This is a genomic window from Paraburkholderia sp. J7 (assembly GCF_905220155.1).
In the GTDB taxonomy this organism is placed as follows: domain Bacteria; phylum Pseudomonadota; class Gammaproteobacteria; order Burkholderiales; family Burkholderiaceae; genus Paraburkholderia.
In genome coordinates this window covers 219,729-237,701 of record NZ_CAJMYZ010000015.1, presented here as the reverse complement: position 1 = coordinate 237,701, position 17,973 = coordinate 219,729, and the positions used below count along the sequence as shown (strand labels likewise).

General features: G+C 65.7%; 20 protein-coding genes. 12 read left to right on the top strand and 8 right to left on the bottom strand.

Features of this window, described 5'->3' with window-relative positions; all coding sequences use genetic code 11:
* Window positions 1-301, bottom strand: a 301-nt coding sequence (locus tag U5A58_RS24615) for a hypothetical protein (protein ID WP_321963411.1), incomplete at its 3' end; no start/stop codon positions are given.
* Between the two features lie 18 nt (window positions 302-319).
* Between U5A58_RS24615 and phbB the strand changes: the two genes are divergently transcribed.
* The gene (phbB, locus tag U5A58_RS24610; protein ID WP_035514360.1) at window positions 320-1,063 is read left to right on the top strand and encodes an acetoacetyl-CoA reductase; all 744 of its coding nucleotides are present in this window, start codon (window positions 320-322) and stop codon (window positions 1,061-1,063) included.
* A 249-nt stretch (window positions 1,064-1,312) separates the two neighbouring features.
* Complete coding sequence (locus U5A58_RS24605) at window positions 1,313-2,068, top strand: IclR family transcriptional regulator (protein ID WP_321913202.1); 756 nt, start codon at window positions 1,313-1,315, stop codon at window positions 2,066-2,068.
* Window positions 2,069-2,083: 15 nt separating this feature from the next.
* On the opposite strand, the gene U5A58_RS24600 is transcribed toward U5A58_RS24605, so the two are convergent.
* Window positions 2,084-2,662 carry a VOC family protein gene (locus U5A58_RS24600; RefSeq protein WP_321963410.1) on the bottom strand — a complete coding sequence of 193 codons (579 nt, stop codon included), beginning with the start codon at window positions 2,660-2,662 and terminating at the stop codon, window positions 2,084-2,086.
* Between the two features lie 145 nt (window positions 2,663-2,807).
* On the opposite strand from U5A58_RS24600, the gene U5A58_RS24595 reads away from it, so the two are divergent.
* The 4 genes from U5A58_RS24595 (at window position 2,808) to U5A58_RS24580 (ending at window position 7,050) form a co-directional block, all read left to right on the top strand.
* A complete protein-coding gene (locus U5A58_RS24595) occupies window positions 2,808-3,659 on the top strand; it encodes a fumarylacetoacetate hydrolase family protein (protein WP_321963409.1) in 852 nt (283 codons plus the stop codon).
* Window positions 3,660-3,732: 73 nt separating this feature from the next.
* Entirely contained in the window at window positions 3,733-5,280 is a 1,548-nt protein-coding gene (locus tag U5A58_RS24590) for a bifunctional 3-(3-hydroxy-phenyl)propionate/3-hydroxycinnamic acid hydroxylase (protein WP_321963408.1), read from the top strand.
* A gap of 137 nt (window positions 5,281-5,417) precedes the next feature.
* Window positions 5,418-6,740 carry an MFS transporter gene (locus U5A58_RS24585; protein ID WP_321963407.1) on the top strand — a complete coding sequence of 441 codons (1,323 nt, stop codon included), beginning with the start codon at window positions 5,418-5,420 and terminating at the stop codon, window positions 6,738-6,740.
* Window positions 6,741-6,813: 73 nt separating this feature from the next.
* On the top strand, window positions 6,814-7,050 hold the full coding sequence (locus U5A58_RS24580; protein WP_321963406.1) for a hypothetical protein: 237 nt from the start codon (window positions 6,814-6,816) through the stop codon (window positions 7,048-7,050).
* Window positions 7,051-7,088: 38 nt separating this feature from the next.
* Here the strand turns inward: U5A58_RS24580 and U5A58_RS24575 are convergent, their stop codons facing one another.
* The 5 genes from U5A58_RS24575 to U5A58_RS24555 all read right to left on the bottom strand — a co-directional run bounded on the left by U5A58_RS24575 (window position 7,089) and on the right by U5A58_RS24555 (window position 12,667).
* Complete coding sequence (locus U5A58_RS24575) at window positions 7,089-7,877, bottom strand: ABC transporter substrate-binding protein (RefSeq protein WP_321936890.1); 789 nt, start codon at window positions 7,875-7,877, stop codon at window positions 7,089-7,091.
* 70 nt (window positions 7,878-7,947) lie between these two features.
* Window positions 7,948-9,102, bottom strand: coding sequence for a pyridoxal phosphate-dependent aminotransferase (locus U5A58_RS24570; protein WP_321963405.1), 1,155 nt, complete (start codon window positions 9,100-9,102; stop codon window positions 7,948-7,950).
* A gap of 195 nt (window positions 9,103-9,297) precedes the next feature.
* The gene (locus tag U5A58_RS24565; protein ID WP_321963404.1) at window positions 9,298-10,176 is read right to left on the bottom strand and encodes a LysR substrate-binding domain-containing protein; all 879 of its coding nucleotides are present in this window, start codon (window positions 10,174-10,176) and stop codon (window positions 9,298-9,300) included.
* Window positions 10,177-10,247: 71 nt separating this feature from the next.
* Window positions 10,248-11,315: a hypothetical protein gene (locus U5A58_RS24560; protein ID WP_321963403.1), complete on the bottom strand. Its 1,068-nt coding sequence runs from the start codon at window positions 11,313-11,315 to the stop codon at window positions 10,248-10,250.
* A complete protein-coding gene (locus tag U5A58_RS24555) occupies window positions 11,315-12,667 on the bottom strand; it encodes an MFS transporter (protein ID WP_321936895.1) in 1,353 nt (450 codons plus the stop codon). Before U5A58_RS24555 ends, U5A58_RS24560 begins: the two co-directional genes overlap by 1 nt.
* Window positions 12,668-12,782: 115 nt before the next feature.
* Here U5A58_RS24555 and U5A58_RS24550 point away from each other — a divergent pair, with 115 nt between their 5' ends.
* The 3 genes from U5A58_RS24550 to U5A58_RS24540 all read left to right on the top strand — a co-directional run bounded on the left by U5A58_RS24550 (window position 12,783) and on the right by U5A58_RS24540 (window position 14,720).
* A complete protein-coding gene (locus U5A58_RS24550; protein ID WP_321963402.1) occupies window positions 12,783-13,691 on the top strand; it encodes a LysR family transcriptional regulator in 909 nt (302 codons plus the stop codon).
* Between the two features lie 110 nt (window positions 13,692-13,801).
* Window positions 13,802-14,203: a hypothetical protein gene (locus U5A58_RS24545; RefSeq protein WP_321963401.1), complete on the top strand. Its 402-nt coding sequence runs from the start codon at window positions 13,802-13,804 to the stop codon at window positions 14,201-14,203.
* 124 nt (window positions 14,204-14,327) lie between these two features.
* Entirely contained in the window at window positions 14,328-14,720 is a 393-nt protein-coding gene (locus U5A58_RS24540) for an OsmC family protein (protein ID WP_321963400.1), read from the top strand.
* 5 nt (window positions 14,721-14,725) lie between these two features.
* On the opposite strand, the gene U5A58_RS24535 is transcribed toward U5A58_RS24540, so the two are convergent.
* Complete coding sequence (locus U5A58_RS24535; RefSeq protein WP_321963399.1) at window positions 14,726-15,640, bottom strand: LysR family transcriptional regulator; 915 nt, start codon at window positions 15,638-15,640, stop codon at window positions 14,726-14,728.
* Window positions 15,641-15,760: 120 nt separating this feature from the next.
* Here U5A58_RS24535 and U5A58_RS24530 point away from each other — a divergent pair, with 120 nt between their 5' ends.
* From U5A58_RS24530 to U5A58_RS24520, 3 genes are all read left to right on the top strand, one after another.
* Window positions 15,761-16,282, top strand: coding sequence for an SRPBCC domain-containing protein (locus U5A58_RS24530; protein WP_321963398.1), 522 nt, complete (start codon window positions 15,761-15,763; stop codon window positions 16,280-16,282).
* Window positions 16,279-17,292 carry an NAD(P)-dependent alcohol dehydrogenase gene (locus U5A58_RS24525; protein ID WP_321913218.1) on the top strand — a complete coding sequence of 338 codons (1,014 nt, stop codon included), beginning with the start codon at window positions 16,279-16,281 and terminating at the stop codon, window positions 17,290-17,292. Before U5A58_RS24530 ends, U5A58_RS24525 begins: the two co-directional genes overlap by 4 nt.
* Window positions 17,293-17,527: 235 nt before the next feature.
* Complete coding sequence (locus U5A58_RS24520; protein ID WP_321963397.1) at window positions 17,528-17,839, top strand: high-potential iron-sulfur protein; 312 nt, start codon at window positions 17,528-17,530, stop codon at window positions 17,837-17,839.
* The last annotated feature ends 134 nt before the right edge of the window (window positions 17,840-17,973 follow it).

Genomic DNA, 17,973 nt, shown 5'->3' with positions numbered 1-17,973 from the left:
CAAGCGTGGTCTCGCCTCGCTGTGCATCGGCGGCGGCATGGGTGTGGCGCTCGCGCTCGAACGCGCTTGATTGCGCTTTTAAGGCAATAGGCAGCGTAGTAACCAGGCAGCAAGCGGCTCGTCGCACGCGCAAGCAGCGGCGAGCCGCCAGTAGTAGCAACCACGCGCAATACCAGAAATTAATCAGAAGCCGCGCGGTATTCGCCTTGTTCTCGTCTTGGGTGGAAAGACGAAGCGGGGCAACAGTGCATGTGGCGCCTGCGCGCATGATGCGTGACGCCACGGTTTGATTGACGCTCAACTCTCGCGGATATATAGGATGACTAATCGTATTGCATTGGTGACAGGTGGTATGGGCGGCCTTGGCGAGGCCATCAGCGTGAAGCTGCATGATGCGGGCTATCGCGTCGTCGTGACGCATTCGCCCGATAACGCGGGCGCCAAAGACTGGCTGGCGCGCATGAAGGAGACCGACCGCGAATTCCACGCCTATGGCATGGACGTAGCCGACTACGACTCGTGCCAGCGTGGCGCGCAGAAGATCCAGAGCGAGATCGGCCCCGTCGATATTCTCGTGAACAACGCGGGCATTACGCGCGACATGACGTTCCGCAAGCTCGACAAGGTCAATTGGGACGCCGTGCTGCGCACGAATCTCGACTCGATCTTCAACATTTCGAAGCCGCTGTGCGACAGCATGGTCGAGCGCGCGTGGGGCCGCATCATCAACATTTCGTCGGTGAACGGTTCGAAGGGTTCGGTCGGCCAGACCAACTACGCTGCCGCGAAGGCCGGCATGCACGGCTTCACGAAGTCGCTCGCGCTCGAAGTGGCGCGCAAGGGCGTGACCGTGAACACCATTTCGCCGGGCTATCTGGCCACGAAAATGGTGACCGCCATTCCTCAGGACATTCTCGACACGAAGATCCTGCCGCAAATTCCCATGGGCCGCCTTGGCAACCCCGGTGAAGTCGCGGCGCTCGTGCTGTTCCTGTGCTCGGACGAAGCGGGCTTCGTGACCGGCGCAAATATTCCTATCAACGGCGGCCAGCACATGCAGTAACGCTATGCCAAACATGTACCGCGCATGAATGATGTCAGGCGAATTTCGACTGATGGATGCGCGGCGCATGTTGCATCGGCAGGCACCCGCAGGCACCGGTAATCCGTACCGACCGCCGCATTGCAGGGCACGTATAAAGCGTGCCCTGCAATGCGGCGGTTCTGCATGTGGCGCCCGGTTTGCGGGGCACGAACGCGGTCGGGCGTGCCGCTATAATTGGCCACCCCAAGCGTGACCGGAGACCGGCCTTTGTCGAGCATTGCGAAACTGCTGTCCATCCTCGAACTCTTTTCCGAGGCGCGGCCTTTTCTTTCCGCCGAACAGGTGGCGGCCGAACTGCAATGCTCGGTGCCGACCGCTTACCGCTATCTGCGTGAACTCGTCGATACCGGCATGCTGCTGCGCTTCGTGGGCGGCGAATATGGCCTGGGCCCGCGCATCATCACGCTCGACTACCATCTGCGTATTTCCGATCCGCTGCTCAAGGCGGGGCAGCCGGTCATGCGCGAGCTGGCGGAGCAATCGGGCTTCGACGCCGTGATGTCGCGCTGGTATGGCAACGAACTCGTCGATACCCATCGGGAATCGCACGACGCCGTGTTCGACCTGCGCTATGGACGCGGACGTCCGCGCCCGCTCTTTCTTGGCGCCGCGCCCAAGGCGATCCTCTCCACGTTTCCCAAGGCGAAGCTCGCCGCGTTGTTCGAGCAGTACCCCGAGGACATCGCGGCTAGCGGACTGGGCAACTCGCTCGAAGAATTCCGCGCGAGTCTGCTCAAGATCCGCCGCGCGGGCTTCTATCTCTCGAAGGGTGAACTCGAAGCGGGCATGTCCGCCGTCGCTTCGCCGCTCTTTACCGACGCATCCGGCGAAGCCGTGGCCTCGCTTGCACTCGTCGTGCCCGAGCAGCGCCTCGCGTTCTTCAACCTGGAACGCGTGGTCGAAGCCGTGAAGGACGCCGCCGCGCGCATTTCCACGCGCGTGCGTGCGCTGATCGAGTCATAAAGCCGCGGTGCGGCGTCACGCTACGCCCATACGCGCCGCCATCTCCCTTTCCCACACCGCGCGCGGGCGGAAACCCGGCAACGTGCTCGCATGGCGCTCGACTTCGGCCAGCAACGCCTCGTCGGGCAGCGTGAAGTCCACGCTCACACGCATGGGCTGATCCACGTACCACGGCGTGTCGATGAAAATCTCCAGCCGGTTGCCCTCCGGATCGCGCGCATAGAACGAGATCGCATTGCCGTGCGTGACCGGCACGATTTCCTCCATGCCTTCCTCCACGAAGCGCCGGTGAAAGCGCTTGAGCGTGGCGAGGCTGTCCGCTTCCAGTGAAATCTGGTTGATCGGATTGAACGGCAACTGCTCGGGCCTGCCGCTCGCCAGCACGATCTGGTGATGCACACGCGGATCGCGGCTGAGAAAGACCAGGCTGACCGCGCCGCGCGGTGTGGGCAGCGTGCCGCGGTCCGTCACCGTGAATTCGAGCACGCGCGTATAGAAGTCTTCGACTTTCGTCATATCGGTCACGAAAAAGCCCATGTGGCTGAGCGTGAGGCCGGTTCGCCTCGTGGTTGATTCGGTGTTCGGCACAGTCATGCTGTCTCCAGTCGTAGTGATAAACCCTGATAAAAATCAAGTTGTGTTGCGTGTTTTTCGTAGTGTATTCTCAAAATACGATAAACGCACCAAGAAATACGCGTTTCGATTCCAAGGGAAATCCACTCTTTATCATCGGAGCATCATGAAACTCGCCAGCTTTTCCACCCATGAAGGTTCGTCGTTCGGCGTTGTGCGCGACGGCGCGGTTTTCGACCTCAAGAAGCGGCTTGGCGGCCGCTATGCAGACCTCAAGTCGCTGATCGCGGCGGGAGCGTTTGCAGAAGCCGAGCGGGCCGCAAGCGAAGGCAAGGGCGACTATCCGCTCGCCGAAGTCGCGCTCGAACCCGTGATTCCGAATCCGCAGCAGATCTTCTGCGTGGGCCTGAACTACGCCGAGCACGTGAAGGAGACCAACCGCGAAACCACTGAGCAGCCGGTGATCTTCATGCGTCTGCCGGCGTCGCAGGTGGGCGCGGGCGAGCCCATGCTGCGTCCGCGCGAGTCCACGCAGTTCGACTATGAAGGCGAGATCGCCGTGATCATCGGCGAGGGCGGGCGGCGCATCGCCGAGGCCGACGCGTGGCGTCATATCGCGGGCTACAGCTGCTACAACGACGGCTCGGTGCGCGACTGGCAGCGCCACACGGGCCAATGGGGACCCGGCAAGAACTTTTACCGCACGGGCGCGTTCGGCCCGTGGATGGTCACGAGCGACGAGATCGAGCCGAATGCGCTGATGACGCTCGTCACGCGCCTGAACGGCCAGGAAGTGCAGCGCGCGACCACGGAGATGCTGATTCACGGCATTGCGAAGCAGATTGCGTATCTCTCCACCTTCACGCCGCTGTTTCCCGGCGACGTGATCGTGACCGGCACGCCGGGCGGCGTGGGCGCGAAGCGCAATCCGCCGCTTTTCATGAGGCATGGCGACGTGGTGGAGGTCGAGGTGGATCGCATCGGCACGCTCAGGAATCCCGTCGCGGACGAAGCGTAAGTTGCAGGACGCCGCCCGCACCATGCGGGCGGCGCGGTCATCCACGCAGTTAGCCATGTATCAGGTGAATGGGATGAAGGATGTCGTAAACAATTCGGTATGCAAAGCAAATCCGGCGCCCGACTATGATGTCGCGATCATCGGCTTCGGGCCGACCGGCGCGACGCTCGCCAGTCTGCTCACGCTGCGCGGCCTGAAGGTCGTGGTGTTCGAGCGCGACAAGGACGTGTTCCAGCTGCCGCGCGCCGTGCACTTCGACGGCGAATGCATGCGCGTGTTTCAGACTGTCGGGATTGCGCAAACGCTGCTGCCGAACCTCTTCGTCGGGCCCGGCATGAAGTTCGTCAACGCGCGCGGCGAACTGATGATCGACTGGAGCCGGCCCGGCGGCATCGGCCCTCAGGGCTGGTGCGCAAGCTACAAGTTTCATCAGCCGGATCTCGAACGGGCGTTGCGCGCGCAACTTTGTGCGCGCGGCGGGGCCGACGTGCGTTTGCGGCACGAGGTGTTCGCGCTCGACGAACGCGACGACCACGTGCGCATTCGCTTCGAAGATACGGTGCAAGGGCGTCTCGCTCACACGACGGCGCGTTACGTGGTGGGTTGCGACGGCGCGCGCTCGACGGTGCGCCGCTTCATCGGCACGGAACTCGCCGATCTGAAATCGCACGAGCGCTGGGTCGTAGTGGACGTGCTGCTCGCGGGCGAGCGCGCCGATCTCGGCGACTACTCGATCCAGTACTGCGACCCCGCGCGCCCGACCACCTACACGCGCGGGCCGCACAACCGCCGCCGCTGGGAAATCATGGTGATGCCGGGCGACGACGAGCGCCGTGTCGGCACGGCGGAATGGATCTGGGAGCGCCTCGCACGATGGATCACGCCCGAGCACGCGCAACTCGAACGCTCGGCGATCTACACGTTCCATTCGGTGATCGCGCAGGGCTGGCGGCGCGGCAGGCTGCTGATCGCGGGCGACGCGGCGCATCAGACGCCGCCGTTCATGGGGCAGGGCATGGCCGCGGGCATACGCGACGCTTCGAACCTCGCATGGAAGCTCGCCGATGTGATCGAAGGCGCGCTGCCGGAAACGCTGCTCGACACCTACGAGAGCGAGCGCGAACCGCATGTGCGCACGTTCATCGAAACGGCGGTGCAGTTAGGCGGCGTGATTCAGGCCACCGACAGCAACGCTGTGGCCGCGCGCGACCGCGAGATGACGGCGGCGATTCGCGAGTTCCGCACGCCGCAACCGCGCTTGGGGCCGGGCTGGCACGCAAGCGAGGCTGGTGGCGAGATCGGGCCGCAACCCGTGTTCGACGACGGTACGCGTCTTGACGACGCGGTGGGCTATCGCTTCGCGCTGATCGTTGACGAAGTGCTGGCGGTGCACGCACGAGACGCGCTTGCGAACGCGGCGCAACGCGAGCGCGTGGCGATCGTTCCCGCTTCGCACGAATCGCTTCGAACCTGGCTCGCGCAAACTGGAGCGCGCGCTGTATTGCTGCGGCCCGACCGCTACGTTGGCGGCGTGGCGCGCGACGCGGGCGAACTGGATGCACTGCTCGAACGCGCAGGCGTTGCGCGTGCGCCGCAGCGGTGCGAGGCCGCGGCAGCTTGATCCGGTTTGACCAGGCTTCAGGGCGGCCCGCAAGGGAACGCGGCCGCCCGGGCCGACGCTTTTGAAGAAAGAGGCGCAGGACGAAGATCCGCTAGCAACCCAAAAGCGCCGCCATGTCCAATCATTAAGGAGAGCAAATGGAGACGACCCCCTCACTGCCTGTGTCGCAGGCCGCCGCGCCGGGCCTGAGCCGCGCCCAATGGAAGATGATCCTCATAGCGAGTCTGGGCGGCTCGCTGGAATTCTATGACTTCGTGATTTACGGCTTCTTCGCCCACTCGATCGCCGCGCAATTCTTTCCGGCGAGCGACCCGCTCGTGAGCATGCTGCTGACGTTTTCGGTGCTTGCCATCGGCTATATCATCCGGCCGCTCGGCGGCATTGTGCTCAGCAGCCTTGGCGATCGCATTGGCCGACGTCCCGTGTTCGTGGGCTCGATCGTCGTCGTGACGGTAGCGACGATCTGCATGGGCCTGTTGCCCAATTACGCGCACTGGGGCATTGCCGCGCCCATCGCGCTGATTGGCTTGCGCGTGCTGCAAGGCTTTTGCGTGGGCGGCGAAATGCCGGGCGCGATCACCTATGCGGTGGAGGCGGCGCCGCGCCGCGCGGGCCTCGCGGCGGGCGTGATCGTCTGCGCGATCAATACGGGCGTGATGCTCGCGACGATCGTCAATCTCGCCGTGCAGTCCACGCTCAGCCCTGCGGACGCCGCGAGCTACGGCTGGCGTATTGCGTTCCTCGTGGGCGGTGTGTGCGGCATCGTTTCGTATCTGCTGCGCCGCAATCTCGACGAGTCGCCCGAGTTCAAGCAGATGCAGGGCGCGGTGGTGAAGCAGCCGTTTCGCGAAACGCTGCGCCATCATCGCGGCGCGGTGGTGGGCGGTGCGCTCTCGATCGCGGTGATGGCGGGTTTCAACGGCGTGCTCTACGGTCACATGCCCGCGTATCTGATCCAGACGTTGAACTACGCGCCGCGCGACGCTGCGCTCGCGCAGAATGCGTATTTGCTCGTGAGTTCGGTGGGACTGCTCGCGGCGGCCTGGGTGGGCGACTTCGTGCCGCGCCGATACCTGCTGCGTATTTCGTGCGTGCTGCTCGCCGCGCTTGCGTGGCCGTTCTATACGGCGCTCGCGGCGCACAGCGTGAACGTGGTCGTGCTGTTCGTGCTCGCGGCGCTGGTGTTCTCGCTCGCAAGCGGCACGTGGGCCTCGGTGCTTGCCGACCTCTTTCCGGTGCAGGTGCGCTTTAGCGGCATTGCGCTTGCGTACAACGTTTCGGTGGTTGTGTTCAGCGGCTTTGCGCCGTTGCTCTGCGCGGCCTTCGTGCGCATGAGCGGATCACTCGCGGCCCCTGCGTGGTACGTGAGCGGATCGGCGTTGATCGCTCTGGTGGCGAACGTCGGGCTGCACGCCTCGTCGCGCTCGCGGCTGGAGCGCTCGGCGGCAGCGGCGGGCTAGCTGCGTTCCATTGTCCGGGCACGCCCGATGCGCTAACTGGCAAGCGGCGTATTGCGCCGGCAAGGAGGCAGCCATGAAGCATCACGAGAGCCCGAACGACGACGGCACGCACGTCAAGCATCCGCAGCACGAAAGCAGTGAGCCGCTGGCGCGGCGTCACCCGCATGAGCCGCGCTCGGTGGGCCGCCAGGGGTATAGCGACGTGGAAAGCGGGCAGGAGGACACGGACCGCTGGGGCGCAGACGCCCACCAGGAGCGCACCAAGAACGACGCTCACGTGAACCGCAATTCGCGGCAGGGGCGGCGCTGACCGCTGAAGCGCGTGCGCCTGCCCCTGAGTGCGCGCTCTTACTTCGGCGAAACGTCGATATCGCCGAAGTATTTGCGGGCGAGCGACGTGACCGTGCCGTCGGACTCGATCTTCGCGATGGCCGCGTTCAGGCGATCGCGCAGCGCCGTGTCGCCCTTGCGGATGCCGAAGGCCACGCCGCTGCCCAGGATCTTGTCGTCGCGCACGGCCTCACCCACGAACGCGAAGCCTTTGCCTGCGGGCTGCGAAAGAAAGCCCTTCTGGCCGGCCGGCGCGAGCACGAGCGTTGCGTCCAGGCGTCCCGCGCCGAGGTCCGCGTAAATCTGGTTCTGGTCCTGGTAGGGCACGACCGTCACGCCCGCCGGCTCCCAGTGCACCTTTGCGTAGGTTTCCTGAATCGACGATTGCAGCACGCCCACACGCTTGCCCTTGAGCGACGCTGCGGTGGCCACGAGCCCGCTGTCGCTGCGCGCGATCAGGCGGCTCGGCACGCGATAGATCACCGTGGTGAAGTCGATGGCCTCGCGGCGCTTTTCGGTGGCGTTCATCGCCGAGTTGATGGCGTCGAACTTGCGCCCTTGCAGTGCGGGAATCAGGCCGTCGAATGACGTCTCGACCCATTTGCAGGTCATGTTCGCCTTCGCGCACACGGCATTGCCGATGTCGATATCGAAGCCCTGCAGCGTGCCGTCCGAGGCCTTGGTTTCGAACGGTGGATACTGGGCTTCTACGCCGAAGCGCAACAGGTTCGCGTCGGCGAACGCCGATGCCGGGCCGAGCACGCCGTACACGCATGCGAGCGCGAGGAGCGCGTTGAGTCGCTTCATGGTGATCTCCTTGCCTATCATTGCCTATCAGTTTGCCTAAGAGTTTCGTTGTGTTACGAACGCCGTTGCCTTAAATCGCGCACAGGCGGCGCGCGCCTTCGAGCAATGTTTCGTCATCCTTGGCAAAGCTCAGGCGGATGATGCCTTCGTCGGTACCGTCGGTGTAGAACGCCGAGAGCGGAATCGTCGCCACGCGGGCATCGCGGATGAGCCGCAGCACGAAGTCGCTATCGCGCTCTTCGGAGAAGGCGCGAAAGCGCGCGAGCATGAAAAAGCTGCCTTCGCTCGGCAGCAGTTCGAATCGCGAGGCTTCCAGTGCGCGTGCGAGCAGGTCGCGCTTGTGCTGGTAGAACGCTGAAAGGCCCAGATAGCTTTGCGGCTCGGCAAGCGCCTGTGCGAACGCATACTGCATGGGCGTGTCGGCCGAAAACACCATGAACTGGTGGACCTTGCGGATCTCGTCCATCAGCGCGGCGGGTGCGAGGCAGTAGCCCACGCGCCAGCCCGTGACGTGATACGACTTGCCGAACGACGACACGATCACGCTGCGCTCGGCAAGCTCGCGGTAGCGCGCCATGCTCCGGTGCGGCGCGCCGTCGAACACGACGTGCTCGTACACTTCGTCGGAGAGAATCACGATGTCGGTGTTGCGCGTGAGCGCCGTGAGCCGCGCGATGTCGTCCTCGCCGAATATCGTGGCCGTGGGATTGTGCGGCGTGTTCACGATGATCATGCGCGTGCGCGGCGTGATGGCCGCGCTCACCGCGTCCCAGTCCACGCGGAAATGCGGCTGCGCGAGCTTGATCGCCACGGGCTTCGCGCCCTGCAGGCGCACGATGGGCGCATAGCTGTCGAACGAGGGCTCGAAGTAGATCACTTCGTCGCCGGGATGCACGAGCGCGCTGATCGTGGAGTAGAGGCCTTCGCTCGCGCTCGCAAGCACAGTGACTTCGCTCGACGGATCGTAGTGCGCGCCGTGAAGCGTCTCGAACTTGGCGGCGAGCGCTTCGCGCAAGTCACCGAGACCCGCCATCGGCGCGTACTGGTTGTGGCCCGCGCGCATGGCGGCGGCCACGTCGTCCACGAGTTTCGCACTCGGGTCGAAATTCGGCGCGCCTTGCGAGAGGTTCAGCGCCTGATGCTCGGCGGCAAGCTGGCCGATCACCGTGAAAATCGTCGTGCCTACATCGGGCAGCTTCGAGCGGGGCTGGGCAGCGCTCTGCATGGTCGGTCTCCCTTCGGGCGGCGCGCGGCCGCGTGACTTGAAAGGTGCAAGGCCGCGCACTGAGCGTGCCTCGCACGAAGCGGCCCATTACGCCGAAAGAGCGGCCCGCGTGCAATCGATTAATTCTCATACCCGCCATGCACGGCGCTCATGGCGGTATTCATGGCGGCATGGGCGGCGGCATGGACGGTCGCACTACGGCGCTGCGCGGTCTTGTTCGATCCACTCGCTGAACAACTGCACCTTCTTCTGCTGCGCCACGCACTCGGGGTACACGAAATAGTAGCGCGAGCCCGTGGGCACGGCGAGCTCGAACGGCATGACGAGGCGCCGTGTCTCGACATCCTCGCGCACGAGCGTGCGGTCGGTTATGGCGACGCCAAAGCCCTGCATGGCCGCAGTGGCCGCGAGATCGAGCGACTCGAACGTGGGGCCGAGATCGGCATCGACCTTTTTCGCGCCCGCGCGCGCGAGCCACAGGCGCCAGTCGGCGTGGTCGCGCGTAGGGTGCAGCAGGGTCTGGTGCGCGAGGTCGTCGGGTTTGACGAGCGGGCGGCGCGAGAGCAGCTCGGGCGTGCAGACGGGCGTGAGGTATTCGTCGAAGAGCGGCACCGCGTGCACCTCGGCGCCGGGCGACGAGCCGTAGATGATCGCCGCGTCGAACGGCTCCGCCTGGAAGTCGACTTCGTGCCCCCACGTGGTCGTGATCTGGATCTGCAGGTCGGGATGCTCGTTCTGGAAGCGCATGATGCGCGGCAGCATCCAGCGCATCACGCAGGTCGGCACCTTGAGCGCCAGTTCGGTGCGCTGGCGCGTGAGGCGTTGCGAGGCTTCCTCGATGCGCCCGAAGCCGTCGCGCACGGCGGGCAGCAGCTGCTCGCCTTCTGCGGTGAGCGTGAGCCCCTTGGCCGAGCGGCGAAAGAGCGGCAGGCCGTAATACTGCTCGAGCGTGAGGATTTGCCGGCTCACGGCGCCTTGCGTGAGGCAAAGATGCTCGGCCGCGCGCGTGAAGCTGCCGTAGCGGGCGACCGTTTCGAAGATTTGCAGGGCGTTGAGCGGGGGAAGGCGTCTCATGGCGGTCGTTGGGCGGCCGGGCGGGCGCATCCGGCAGGAATCGAGCCGCTATGATACGACGGCCGCCCGTTTCAATCGTCCGCGCCGCCTGCGCCTCGCGCCTGGTCTGCTGCGCGCGCCGCATCGATCGTTGCGTGCGCACCGAACAGGGCGCGAATGCCGGGCTCCGAGAGGAACATGGCCTCGGCGTTGTGACCCGCACCCGGCACCTCGAACCACGTATGCCGCAACTGCGGATGTCTTGCGCGCAGGTAGGCGTAGTAGGCGCGGGCGCGCGCGAGACGGTGCGGCCCCTGCGCGTTGGCCGCGCAGGAACGGTCGAGCGCCGCATGCGCGGGATCGCAGTCGCGTTCGCCTCCCAGATAGACCACTTCCCGCCCGATATAGCGGTGTTCAAGCATCGTGGCATCTTGCGTGGCCGCCGCGTAGCGCGGGAGCTTGCGCATGCCGTACTTCCAGTCGTCGACTTCGGGGCACGCGGCGCGATCCGCAGGGCCGAAACCGCCGTCGGGTTGCGGGCGCAACGAATCGAAGTACACCCAGGAAGAGGGATTCGCGATCACGAAGCGCAGGGGCACGCCGAGCCGTGCGCATGGCTCGGGCGCGGCGCTCAAGATGGCGTAGCGATGCGCGACCTGCGCCCCGCCCGAATGCCCCGCGATCACGATTTCGCGCAGCGCCGGGTAACGCGAGCGATCGGCAAGCTGTGCGACGAGCGCGTCGAGGGCGTCGAACGAACTCAAAGGCGCCGGGCCGCGTGCATCGGCGCCGCCCATCCACGCGGTCCACTCCCAGTGCAGGAAGTCCGCATGCGCGCGGTGGTGTTCGACATCGGCGCTTGCGAGGAACTGCGGCACGACGACGAGCGTGGCGTCGTCATGCGCGGACGAAGCGGCGCGAGCGCGCAGTGTCGAGCGCAAGTAGGCGTCGGCGTCGCGCAGGCGGCCGTGCAGCACGACAAGCGCACGCGTGGCTCGCTCGCTCGCCGTGCAACCGCCCACGAACATCGGCACGGTGCCGCTGCCTTGCGCCGTGACGACAGGCAAGAGGACATCGCCGATTGCGCGCACGGGGTACTCGTTGCGCGGGCGTTCATCGCCTGCGGTGCTCGCATTGCTCACAATGGACGGCTCGATCATTACGACTCCGACTCCGCTGGCCAGGCGTTGGGCTCGCGCAGCAGGCGCCGGCCCGACACGCTCGCGAAGACCAGCACGAGCGAGACGATGCCCGTGACGATGAGATACCACGCCGGCACGATGCGCGAGCCGGTCACGCCGATCAGCGTCGAAACCGTGAGCGGCGCCATGCCGCCGAACAAGGTGACGGCGATGTTGTACGAGAGCGCGACGCCCGTGGAGCGCGTGGACGTGGGGAAAAGCTGCGTGAGCATGCCGGGGTGCGCGCCGGACATCAGACTCAGCACGACGGTCGCGACCATTTGCGCGGCGAATACGCGCTCGGGCGTGGGCGCGGCAAGCACCCACGCGAAGAGCGGCCAGGCGGCGCAGATCCAGACGAGCGTCACGGGCAGGAAGAGCCGGTAGGCGCCGAAGCGGTCGGCGAGCTTGCCCGCGAGCGGATAGCCGACGATGCCGATGAGGCCCGACGCCGCCGTGCCGAGCAATGCGCTCTTGAGCGGCAGATGCAACTGGCGCTCGACATAGAGCGGCATGTACGAATGCCAGAGATAGTTGGTCGCCGCGCCCACGGCGATCACGCCCACCGCGCACAGCGCCGCGTCGCCGCGCTCGCGCAGGAACGTGCGCAAGGACTGGCGCGGCGCGTGGCCCAGGCGCTCGCGCAGCTGCACGAACTCCGGCGACTCGGCGACCTTATGGCGGATATAGAAGCCCACCGGGCCGACCAGCGCGCCGAGCAGGAAGGGCACGCGCCAGCCCCATGCGGCGAGCGCGGCGGGCGTGAGATGCGTGGTGAGCAGAAAACTGCACGCGGAGGACAGCAGCAGCGCGACGGCCTGGGACGTCATCTGAAAGCTGCCGTAGAACATCTTGCGGCCGGGCGGCGCGTACTCGGTGAGCATCGAGGCGGCGGTGGCGAATTCGCCGCCCACCGAAAGCCCTTGCAGAATGCGCGCGAGCAGCACGATGAGCGGCGCGGCAATGCCGATCGACGCATAGCCGGGCGTGACGCCCATGAGCAGGGTGCTCGCCGCCATCAGCACGATCAGCGCGGAAAGGGTCCGGCGCCGCCCGTAACGGTCGGCGAACGCACCGATCACCACACCGCCTAACGGCCGCACGACGAAGCCGATCGCGAAGGTCGCGAGCGTGAGCGTGATCGACAGAAAACTGCTCTGCACGGGGAAAAACACGTGCGCGATGGTTTTGGCGAAGTAGCCGTAGATGAGGAAATCGAACCACTCGAGCCCGTTGCCGATGACGGAGGCGAGCACGGCGCGGCGGACCTGCGAGGTGGTGAGGTGGGGCGCGTCGAGCGCGGCCGGGTCTGCTTCGAGAATGGATTGCATGGGTCTCCGGATGTCGTCGTCGGTGTTTTGCCTCACAGACTAGGGAGTTGCGCGGCAAATGTAAAATACATATCGGATGGGGTTGCCATATTTAATACCTATACCGGAGCGTCGTATGGAGCTACGTCACCTGCGCTACTTCCTCGCGGTTTGCGAAGAGCGCCAGTTCACGCGCGCGGCCGCGCGCCTTCACATGCAGCAGCCGCCGCTTTCGCAGCAAATCCAGGAGCTCGAGCAGGAACTGGGCTTTGCGCTCTTCACGCGGCAGCCTCGCGGCGTGGAGCTGACCGCGCCGGGCGAGGCGTTCGCTGATTGCGCGCGCAACCTTCTGCGTACGCTGGAGCAGGGCGTCACGCATGCGCGGCGCGTGGCGCTCGGGCAGGTGGGCAAGCTGCATGTGGCGCTCACGAGTTCGGCCGCGTTTCATCCGCTAGCTCCAGCCGTGATCCGCGCGTATCGCGAAGCCCATCCCGACATCGCCATCGAGCTTAGCGAGATCAACGCGGCCGAGATCATCGAGATGATGATGAACGCGCATGTCGATGTCGCGATCCTGCGCAAGCCGATCGAGACGCCCGCTCAGTTGCGCTTCGAGCGCATCGACCAGGAGCACATGCTGCTCGTGCTGCCGGTGGGGCACAGGCTGGCGGGTCCGCGTGCGGTGTCGCTCAAGCGCCTCGCGGGCGAGCCGTTCATTTTCGTGCGGCGGCCAGGCGCGCCTGGCATGTACGCCGATTTCGTGCGCGCCTGCGAAGCCCAGGGCGTGGAGCTGCGCGTGGTCGACGAGGTGCCGCGCATGGTCACAGCAATCAATCTCGTGGCTGCGGGCGGCGGCGTGACGCTCGTGCCGGCTTCCATGCGGCGCTATCAGCAGGAGAGCGTGCGCTACTGCCGCGTGGCCGGGGACGAGGCGTTTCGCGCACCGCTTCATCTCGTGACCCAACCCTCCGTGCGCAATCCGGCGGTGGAGCGGTTTCGCGAAACGGTGTTTGCGTTTGTGGAGCGTTCGCGCGAGGGCGGCTGAATCCTTCAAATATTTTCCTCTGTCCCCTTTCGAATTGCTTCGGCCTGCCGTTAACCCGTATGCCTCTATACGGGCGCCAGGTGCAATCACAAGAGCAACACGAATAAACAGTGGCAACGAGAATCATCGAAGGAGCGGCAGTGCGGGCCGCCGCCGGGCGCGAGACGCCCATCGCAGGCCGCCCGGCGGCGCTGCGCTTGCTCGGCACGCTGCGCAATCACAAGTCCAGGCTGGTGCTGCTGGCCGTCGCGGCGGGCTGCGTCATCACGTTCGCGTCCTGGCTGGACGGACAACTGCAGCCCGCGCTCGAGGCGCGTGAGCGCAACGAGCAGGCCGCCGAAGATCTGCACGAGCGCTTCGCTCCTTGCCTGCCCAATGCAGAGCGCAGCGCGAACTCGTGGTGCGGCGCTGTGAGGATTCCGCCGCCGCCTCCGCGGCCCGTTATGCCGCTTCCCCTGATCGCGGGTGCGCCCGCGGCGTTCTGCACGGCCAACGGCAGCCCTTCCTGCTGATCTCCCCGGGGTCACCTTCGAATGCTTAGCCGGGTGGCGCCGATACCGGTAGCCGCGCTCGTCTTTTTCGCGCGCCGCGTTGCGCTTACGCTTGGCTCTTTCGATACGGAACGGGGAGAGCGAAATGGTCAAGGCAACGAGGCGCGGTGAACCGTATTGCGTGGCGGTGAGCAACGGTCGCGTCGAACTGCTCGCCGATACGCACAAGAACGGTCAGGGCGGCGCGGCCGGCATGCGTCCGCACGAACTGCTAGAAAGCGCTCTGGCGGCTTGCGTGTGCATCTCGATCGAGATGGCGGCGGCGCGCGCGGGCGTGAGCGTGCCGAAGCCGACTGTCGAGGTGCAGGTCGAGCGCAGCGACGAAGCAACTTGTTTTCGCGTTGCCGTGCACTGCGAAGCGCCATTGGCCGATGCGGCGCGCGAGATCGTGCGCGCAGCCGTGGCGCAATCGCCGGTGGCGCAGACCTTGGGGCGCGCAGTGCGGGTGGAGTTGGGGGCAGTGGGCGCCGATACGTGACGGCATCACCGGGGCGTCGCGCCCGCCAACGCCTCACATGTCTCGAACAACAGCGCGCGCACCCACTGATGCCCGGGTGAGCGATGTGTGCGCTCGTGCCACGCGAGCGTCTTGGTGAACCCCGGTATCTCGAGCGGCGGCTCGATCACGGCGAGCCCTTGCGCGCTTCCCCTTGCATCCTTCACGAGCCGCGACGGCACGACCGCAATCAGATCGCTCGTCAGCAAAATGTCGGGCAGCACGAGAAAGCTGTTCACCGACACCGTCACGCGCCGCGCGCGCCCCACGCGCGCCAGCGCCTCATCGGTCACACCGCTCAGGCTTGCGCCCGCATACGACACCAGTGCGTGATCGAGCGCGCAAAACCGCTCCAGCGTGAGGCGCCGCGCGGCAGCGGGGTGATCCGCGCGCATCACGCACACGTAGCGCTCGTCGAAGAGGCGCCGCGCGTGCAAGTCGGCTGGCGCGGTTTCCGGCGTGATCAGGGCCATATCCACATCGCCGCTTTCCAGTTGCGCCTGCAGGCGCTCGTGCTGCACCGGCACGATCACGGCCCGCACGCCGGGCGCGCTTTCCCGCAGCCGCGCGAGAAACGGCACGACCACCGCGCGCAGCGCGTAGTCGGTCGAGGCGAGCGTGAGCGTCATCTCGGCCTCGGCCGGTGCGAAGGCCTGTGGCTGCAGCATCTGCTCGATTTCACTCAGCACCTGCTTGAGCGGCGCCGCCAGTTGCAGCGCGCGCTCGGTCGGCACGATGCCACGTTGCGAGCGTACGAACAGCGGATCGCCGAAACTCTCACGCAGACGCGTCAGCATCGCGCTCACGGCCGGCTGCGTGAGCGACAAGCGCTGCGCGGCGCGCGTGACGTTGCGTTCGTCGAGCAGGGCGTCGAGCGCCCGCAAGAGGTTCAGATCGAGCATTCTGATATCAACACGGTTTATGGAGGAAATAATGATCCGCGATTGGATTTATTTCAGCATAGCCCGCATGATGTTTCGTGTCCACCGCACCTAAACCGACAGCATCGAAAGGTAACGAACATGAACGAGATTTTTTGGCCCGAAGACTATTTGCCCGGCACGACCGACAACTTCTGTTCCAACGAAGTGATCGTCGCGGGCCTGTCCACCGCCGACGTCTGGCCGCTGCTCAACAAAGCGACCGCGTGGCCGAGCTATTACAGCAATTCCGCCGACGTCGGCTTTCACGACGGCCTGGGCCCCGAACTGAGCGCGGGCGCGCGCTTCCAATTCAAGACCTTCGGCTTTCCGGTACAGGCCAAAGTGACCGAGTACGTGGCGCCTGCAGCAGGCCAGCCCGCGCGCGTGGCGTGGCACGGCTGGGCCGAGGGCGACGAAGAAACGCGTCTCGACGTGATCCACGCATGGCTCATCGAAGACCTCTCCGGCGGCCGCGTGCGCGTACTCACGCAGGAATCGCAGAAGGGCAAGCCCGCCGTGGAGCTGGCGAAAACGCGCCCGAATCCGATGATCAACGGGCATCAGGACTGGCTCGACGGTCTCGTCGACGCCGCGCGCAAGGCCAAGGGAGCACGGTCATGAAGGCCGCCGTGCTGCGTGCGCCGGGTGGCCTCGACCAGATCGAGCTGCGCGATATCCCCGAGCCCGGCGCGCCCGCCGCCGGCGAGATCCGCGTGGAGCTGCATGCCACGTCGCTCAATTTTCACGATCTGCTGGTGGCCAACGGCGCCATCCCCACAGCGGACGGACGCGTGCTGATGTCGGACGGCGCGGGCGTGGTGTCGGCCGTGGGCGCGGGCGTGACGGAGTTCAAGCGCGGCGACCACGTGGTGTCGTGCTTCTTTCCGCAATGGACGGACGGCGCGCCGTGGCAAGCCGTGGGCAACTTCGCGCAGACGCCCGGCGACGGCGCGGACGGCTTCGCGACCTTGCACGCCGTGCGGCCCGCGAGTGCCTTCACGCTCGCGCCGCGCGGTTGGACCCACGCGGAAGCCGCCACCATCACGACGGCGGGGCTCACGGCATGGCGCGCGCTGGTGGCCGACGGCGGCCTCAAGGCGGGCGACACTGTGCTGACGCTCGGCACCGGCGGCGTATCGATCGCGGCGCTGCAGATCGCGCGGATGATGGGCGCTTCGGTCATCGTCACTTCATCGTCGGACGACAAACTTGCACGTGCGAAAGCGCTGGGCGCCGACCACGTGGTCAACTACCGGCAGCACGAAAAGTGGGGCGCGCTCGTGCGCGACATCACAGGCGGCAAGGGCGTGGATCACGTGATCGAAGTCGGCGGGCCGGGCACGCTCGCGCAGTCGATCGACGCGGTGCGCGTGGGCGGCCATATCGCGCTGATCGGCGTGTTGACCGGACGCGAAGGCACCGTGCCGACCTCTGTGCTCATGGCGAAACAGGCGCGCCTGCAAGGCTTGATCGTGGGCAGCCGGCGCCAGCAACAAGAGTACGTCGCGGCGCTCGACCAGGCCGGCATTCGCCCCGTGCTCGACCGCACGTTCGGGCTGGACGAACTGGCCGATGCCTTTCGTCATCAGCAGGCCGGGGCGCATTTCGGCAAAGTGTGCGCGGCGTGGTGAAGGCAATGCGGCGCCGTTTTGGCGCCGCGTTCACGGGTCATCACGAAAATTGATTTGGATGCCGAATTAATTGAGACGGTATGCGATGCGTAATGTTTCCGTTCTTTACAACGCAGCACGAAGATATATAAATAAGTAGCACACGGAAAATCCGCGAACGAATCGGCCGAACCAGTCGATCGACAAATCGGCGAATAGCAAGAGCCGGGTACGTTCCATGCTCAGGAGCCCCACCATGCCGTTTTCCCGTCGTCGCTTCATGATCCTCGCCGCCTCCGTGGCTTCCACGGCGGTGCTTTCCAACGAATCACGCGCCGACGCGCCGGTGCTCTCCGAGAGCGATCCGACCGCCATGGCGCTCGGCTACAAAGCCGACGCGAGCAAAGTCGACAAGACGAAGTTCCCGCAGTTCCAGGTCGGGCAGACCTGTGCGAACTGTCAGTTGTATCAGGGCAAGCCGGGCGCGCCGAATGGCCCGTGCGCGACCTATGGCGGCAAGATCGTCGACGCCAAAGGCTGGTGCGGCGCCTACGTGAAGAAGGCTTGACTTATGCGCCGCGAGGAGCACGCTGCAAGCAGTTGATCAATGCGTTTCAGGAGGCGCCATGAAGGCGGTGTGCCCGCTGCACGGGCCAACGACCATCGTCGGTACGAACGCGTATGGGTTTCCGGTTTATGCGT

Coding starts and splice junctions, on each gene's coding strand:
- phbB (WP_035514360.1), top strand. CDS start 320: ATGACTAATCGTATTGCATTGGTGACAGGTGGTATGGGCGGCCTTGGC.
- U5A58_RS24600 (WP_321963410.1), bottom strand. CDS start 2,662: ATGACTGTGCCGAACACCGAATCAACCACGAGGCGAACCGGCCTCACG.
- U5A58_RS24595 (WP_321963409.1), top strand. CDS start 2,808: ATGAAACTCGCCAGCTTTTCCACCCATGAAGGTTCGTCGTTCGGCGTT.
- U5A58_RS24590 (WP_321963408.1), top strand. CDS start 3,733: ATGAAGGATGTCGTAAACAATTCGGTATGCAAAGCAAATCCGGCGCCC.
- U5A58_RS24585 (WP_321963407.1), top strand. CDS start 5,418: ATGGAGACGACCCCCTCACTGCCTGTGTCGCAGGCCGCCGCGCCGGGC.
- U5A58_RS24580 (WP_321963406.1), top strand. CDS start 6,814: ATGAAGCATCACGAGAGCCCGAACGACGACGGCACGCACGTCAAGCAT.
- U5A58_RS24575 (WP_321936890.1), bottom strand. CDS start 7,877: ATGAAGCGACTCAACGCGCTCCTCGCGCTCGCATGCGTGTACGGCGTG.
- U5A58_RS24570 (WP_321963405.1), bottom strand. CDS start 9,102: ATGCAGAGCGCTGCCCAGCCCCGCTCGAAGCTGCCCGATGTAGGCACG.
- U5A58_RS24565 (WP_321963404.1), bottom strand. CDS start 10,176: ATGAGACGCCTTCCCCCGCTCAACGCCCTGCAAATCTTCGAAACGGTC.
- U5A58_RS24560 (WP_321963403.1), bottom strand. CDS start 11,315: ATGATCGAGCCGTCCATTGTGAGCAATGCGAGCACCGCAGGCGATGAA.
- U5A58_RS24555 (WP_321936895.1), bottom strand. CDS start 12,667: ATGCAATCCATTCTCGAAGCAGACCCGGCCGCGCTCGACGCGCCCCAC.
- U5A58_RS24550 (WP_321963402.1), top strand. CDS start 12,783: ATGGAGCTACGTCACCTGCGCTACTTCCTCGCGGTTTGCGAAGAGCGC.
- U5A58_RS24540 (WP_321963400.1), top strand. CDS start 14,328: ATGGTCAAGGCAACGAGGCGCGGTGAACCGTATTGCGTGGCGGTGAGC.
- U5A58_RS24535 (WP_321963399.1), bottom strand. CDS start 15,640: ATGCTCGATCTGAACCTCTTGCGGGCGCTCGACGCCCTGCTCGACGAA.
- U5A58_RS24530 (WP_321963398.1), top strand. CDS start 15,761: ATGAACGAGATTTTTTGGCCCGAAGACTATTTGCCCGGCACGACCGAC.
- U5A58_RS24525 (WP_321913218.1), top strand. CDS start 16,279: ATGAAGGCCGCCGTGCTGCGTGCGCCGGGTGGCCTCGACCAGATCGAG.
- U5A58_RS24520 (WP_321963397.1), top strand. CDS start 17,528: ATGCCGTTTTCCCGTCGTCGCTTCATGATCCTCGCCGCCTCCGTGGCT.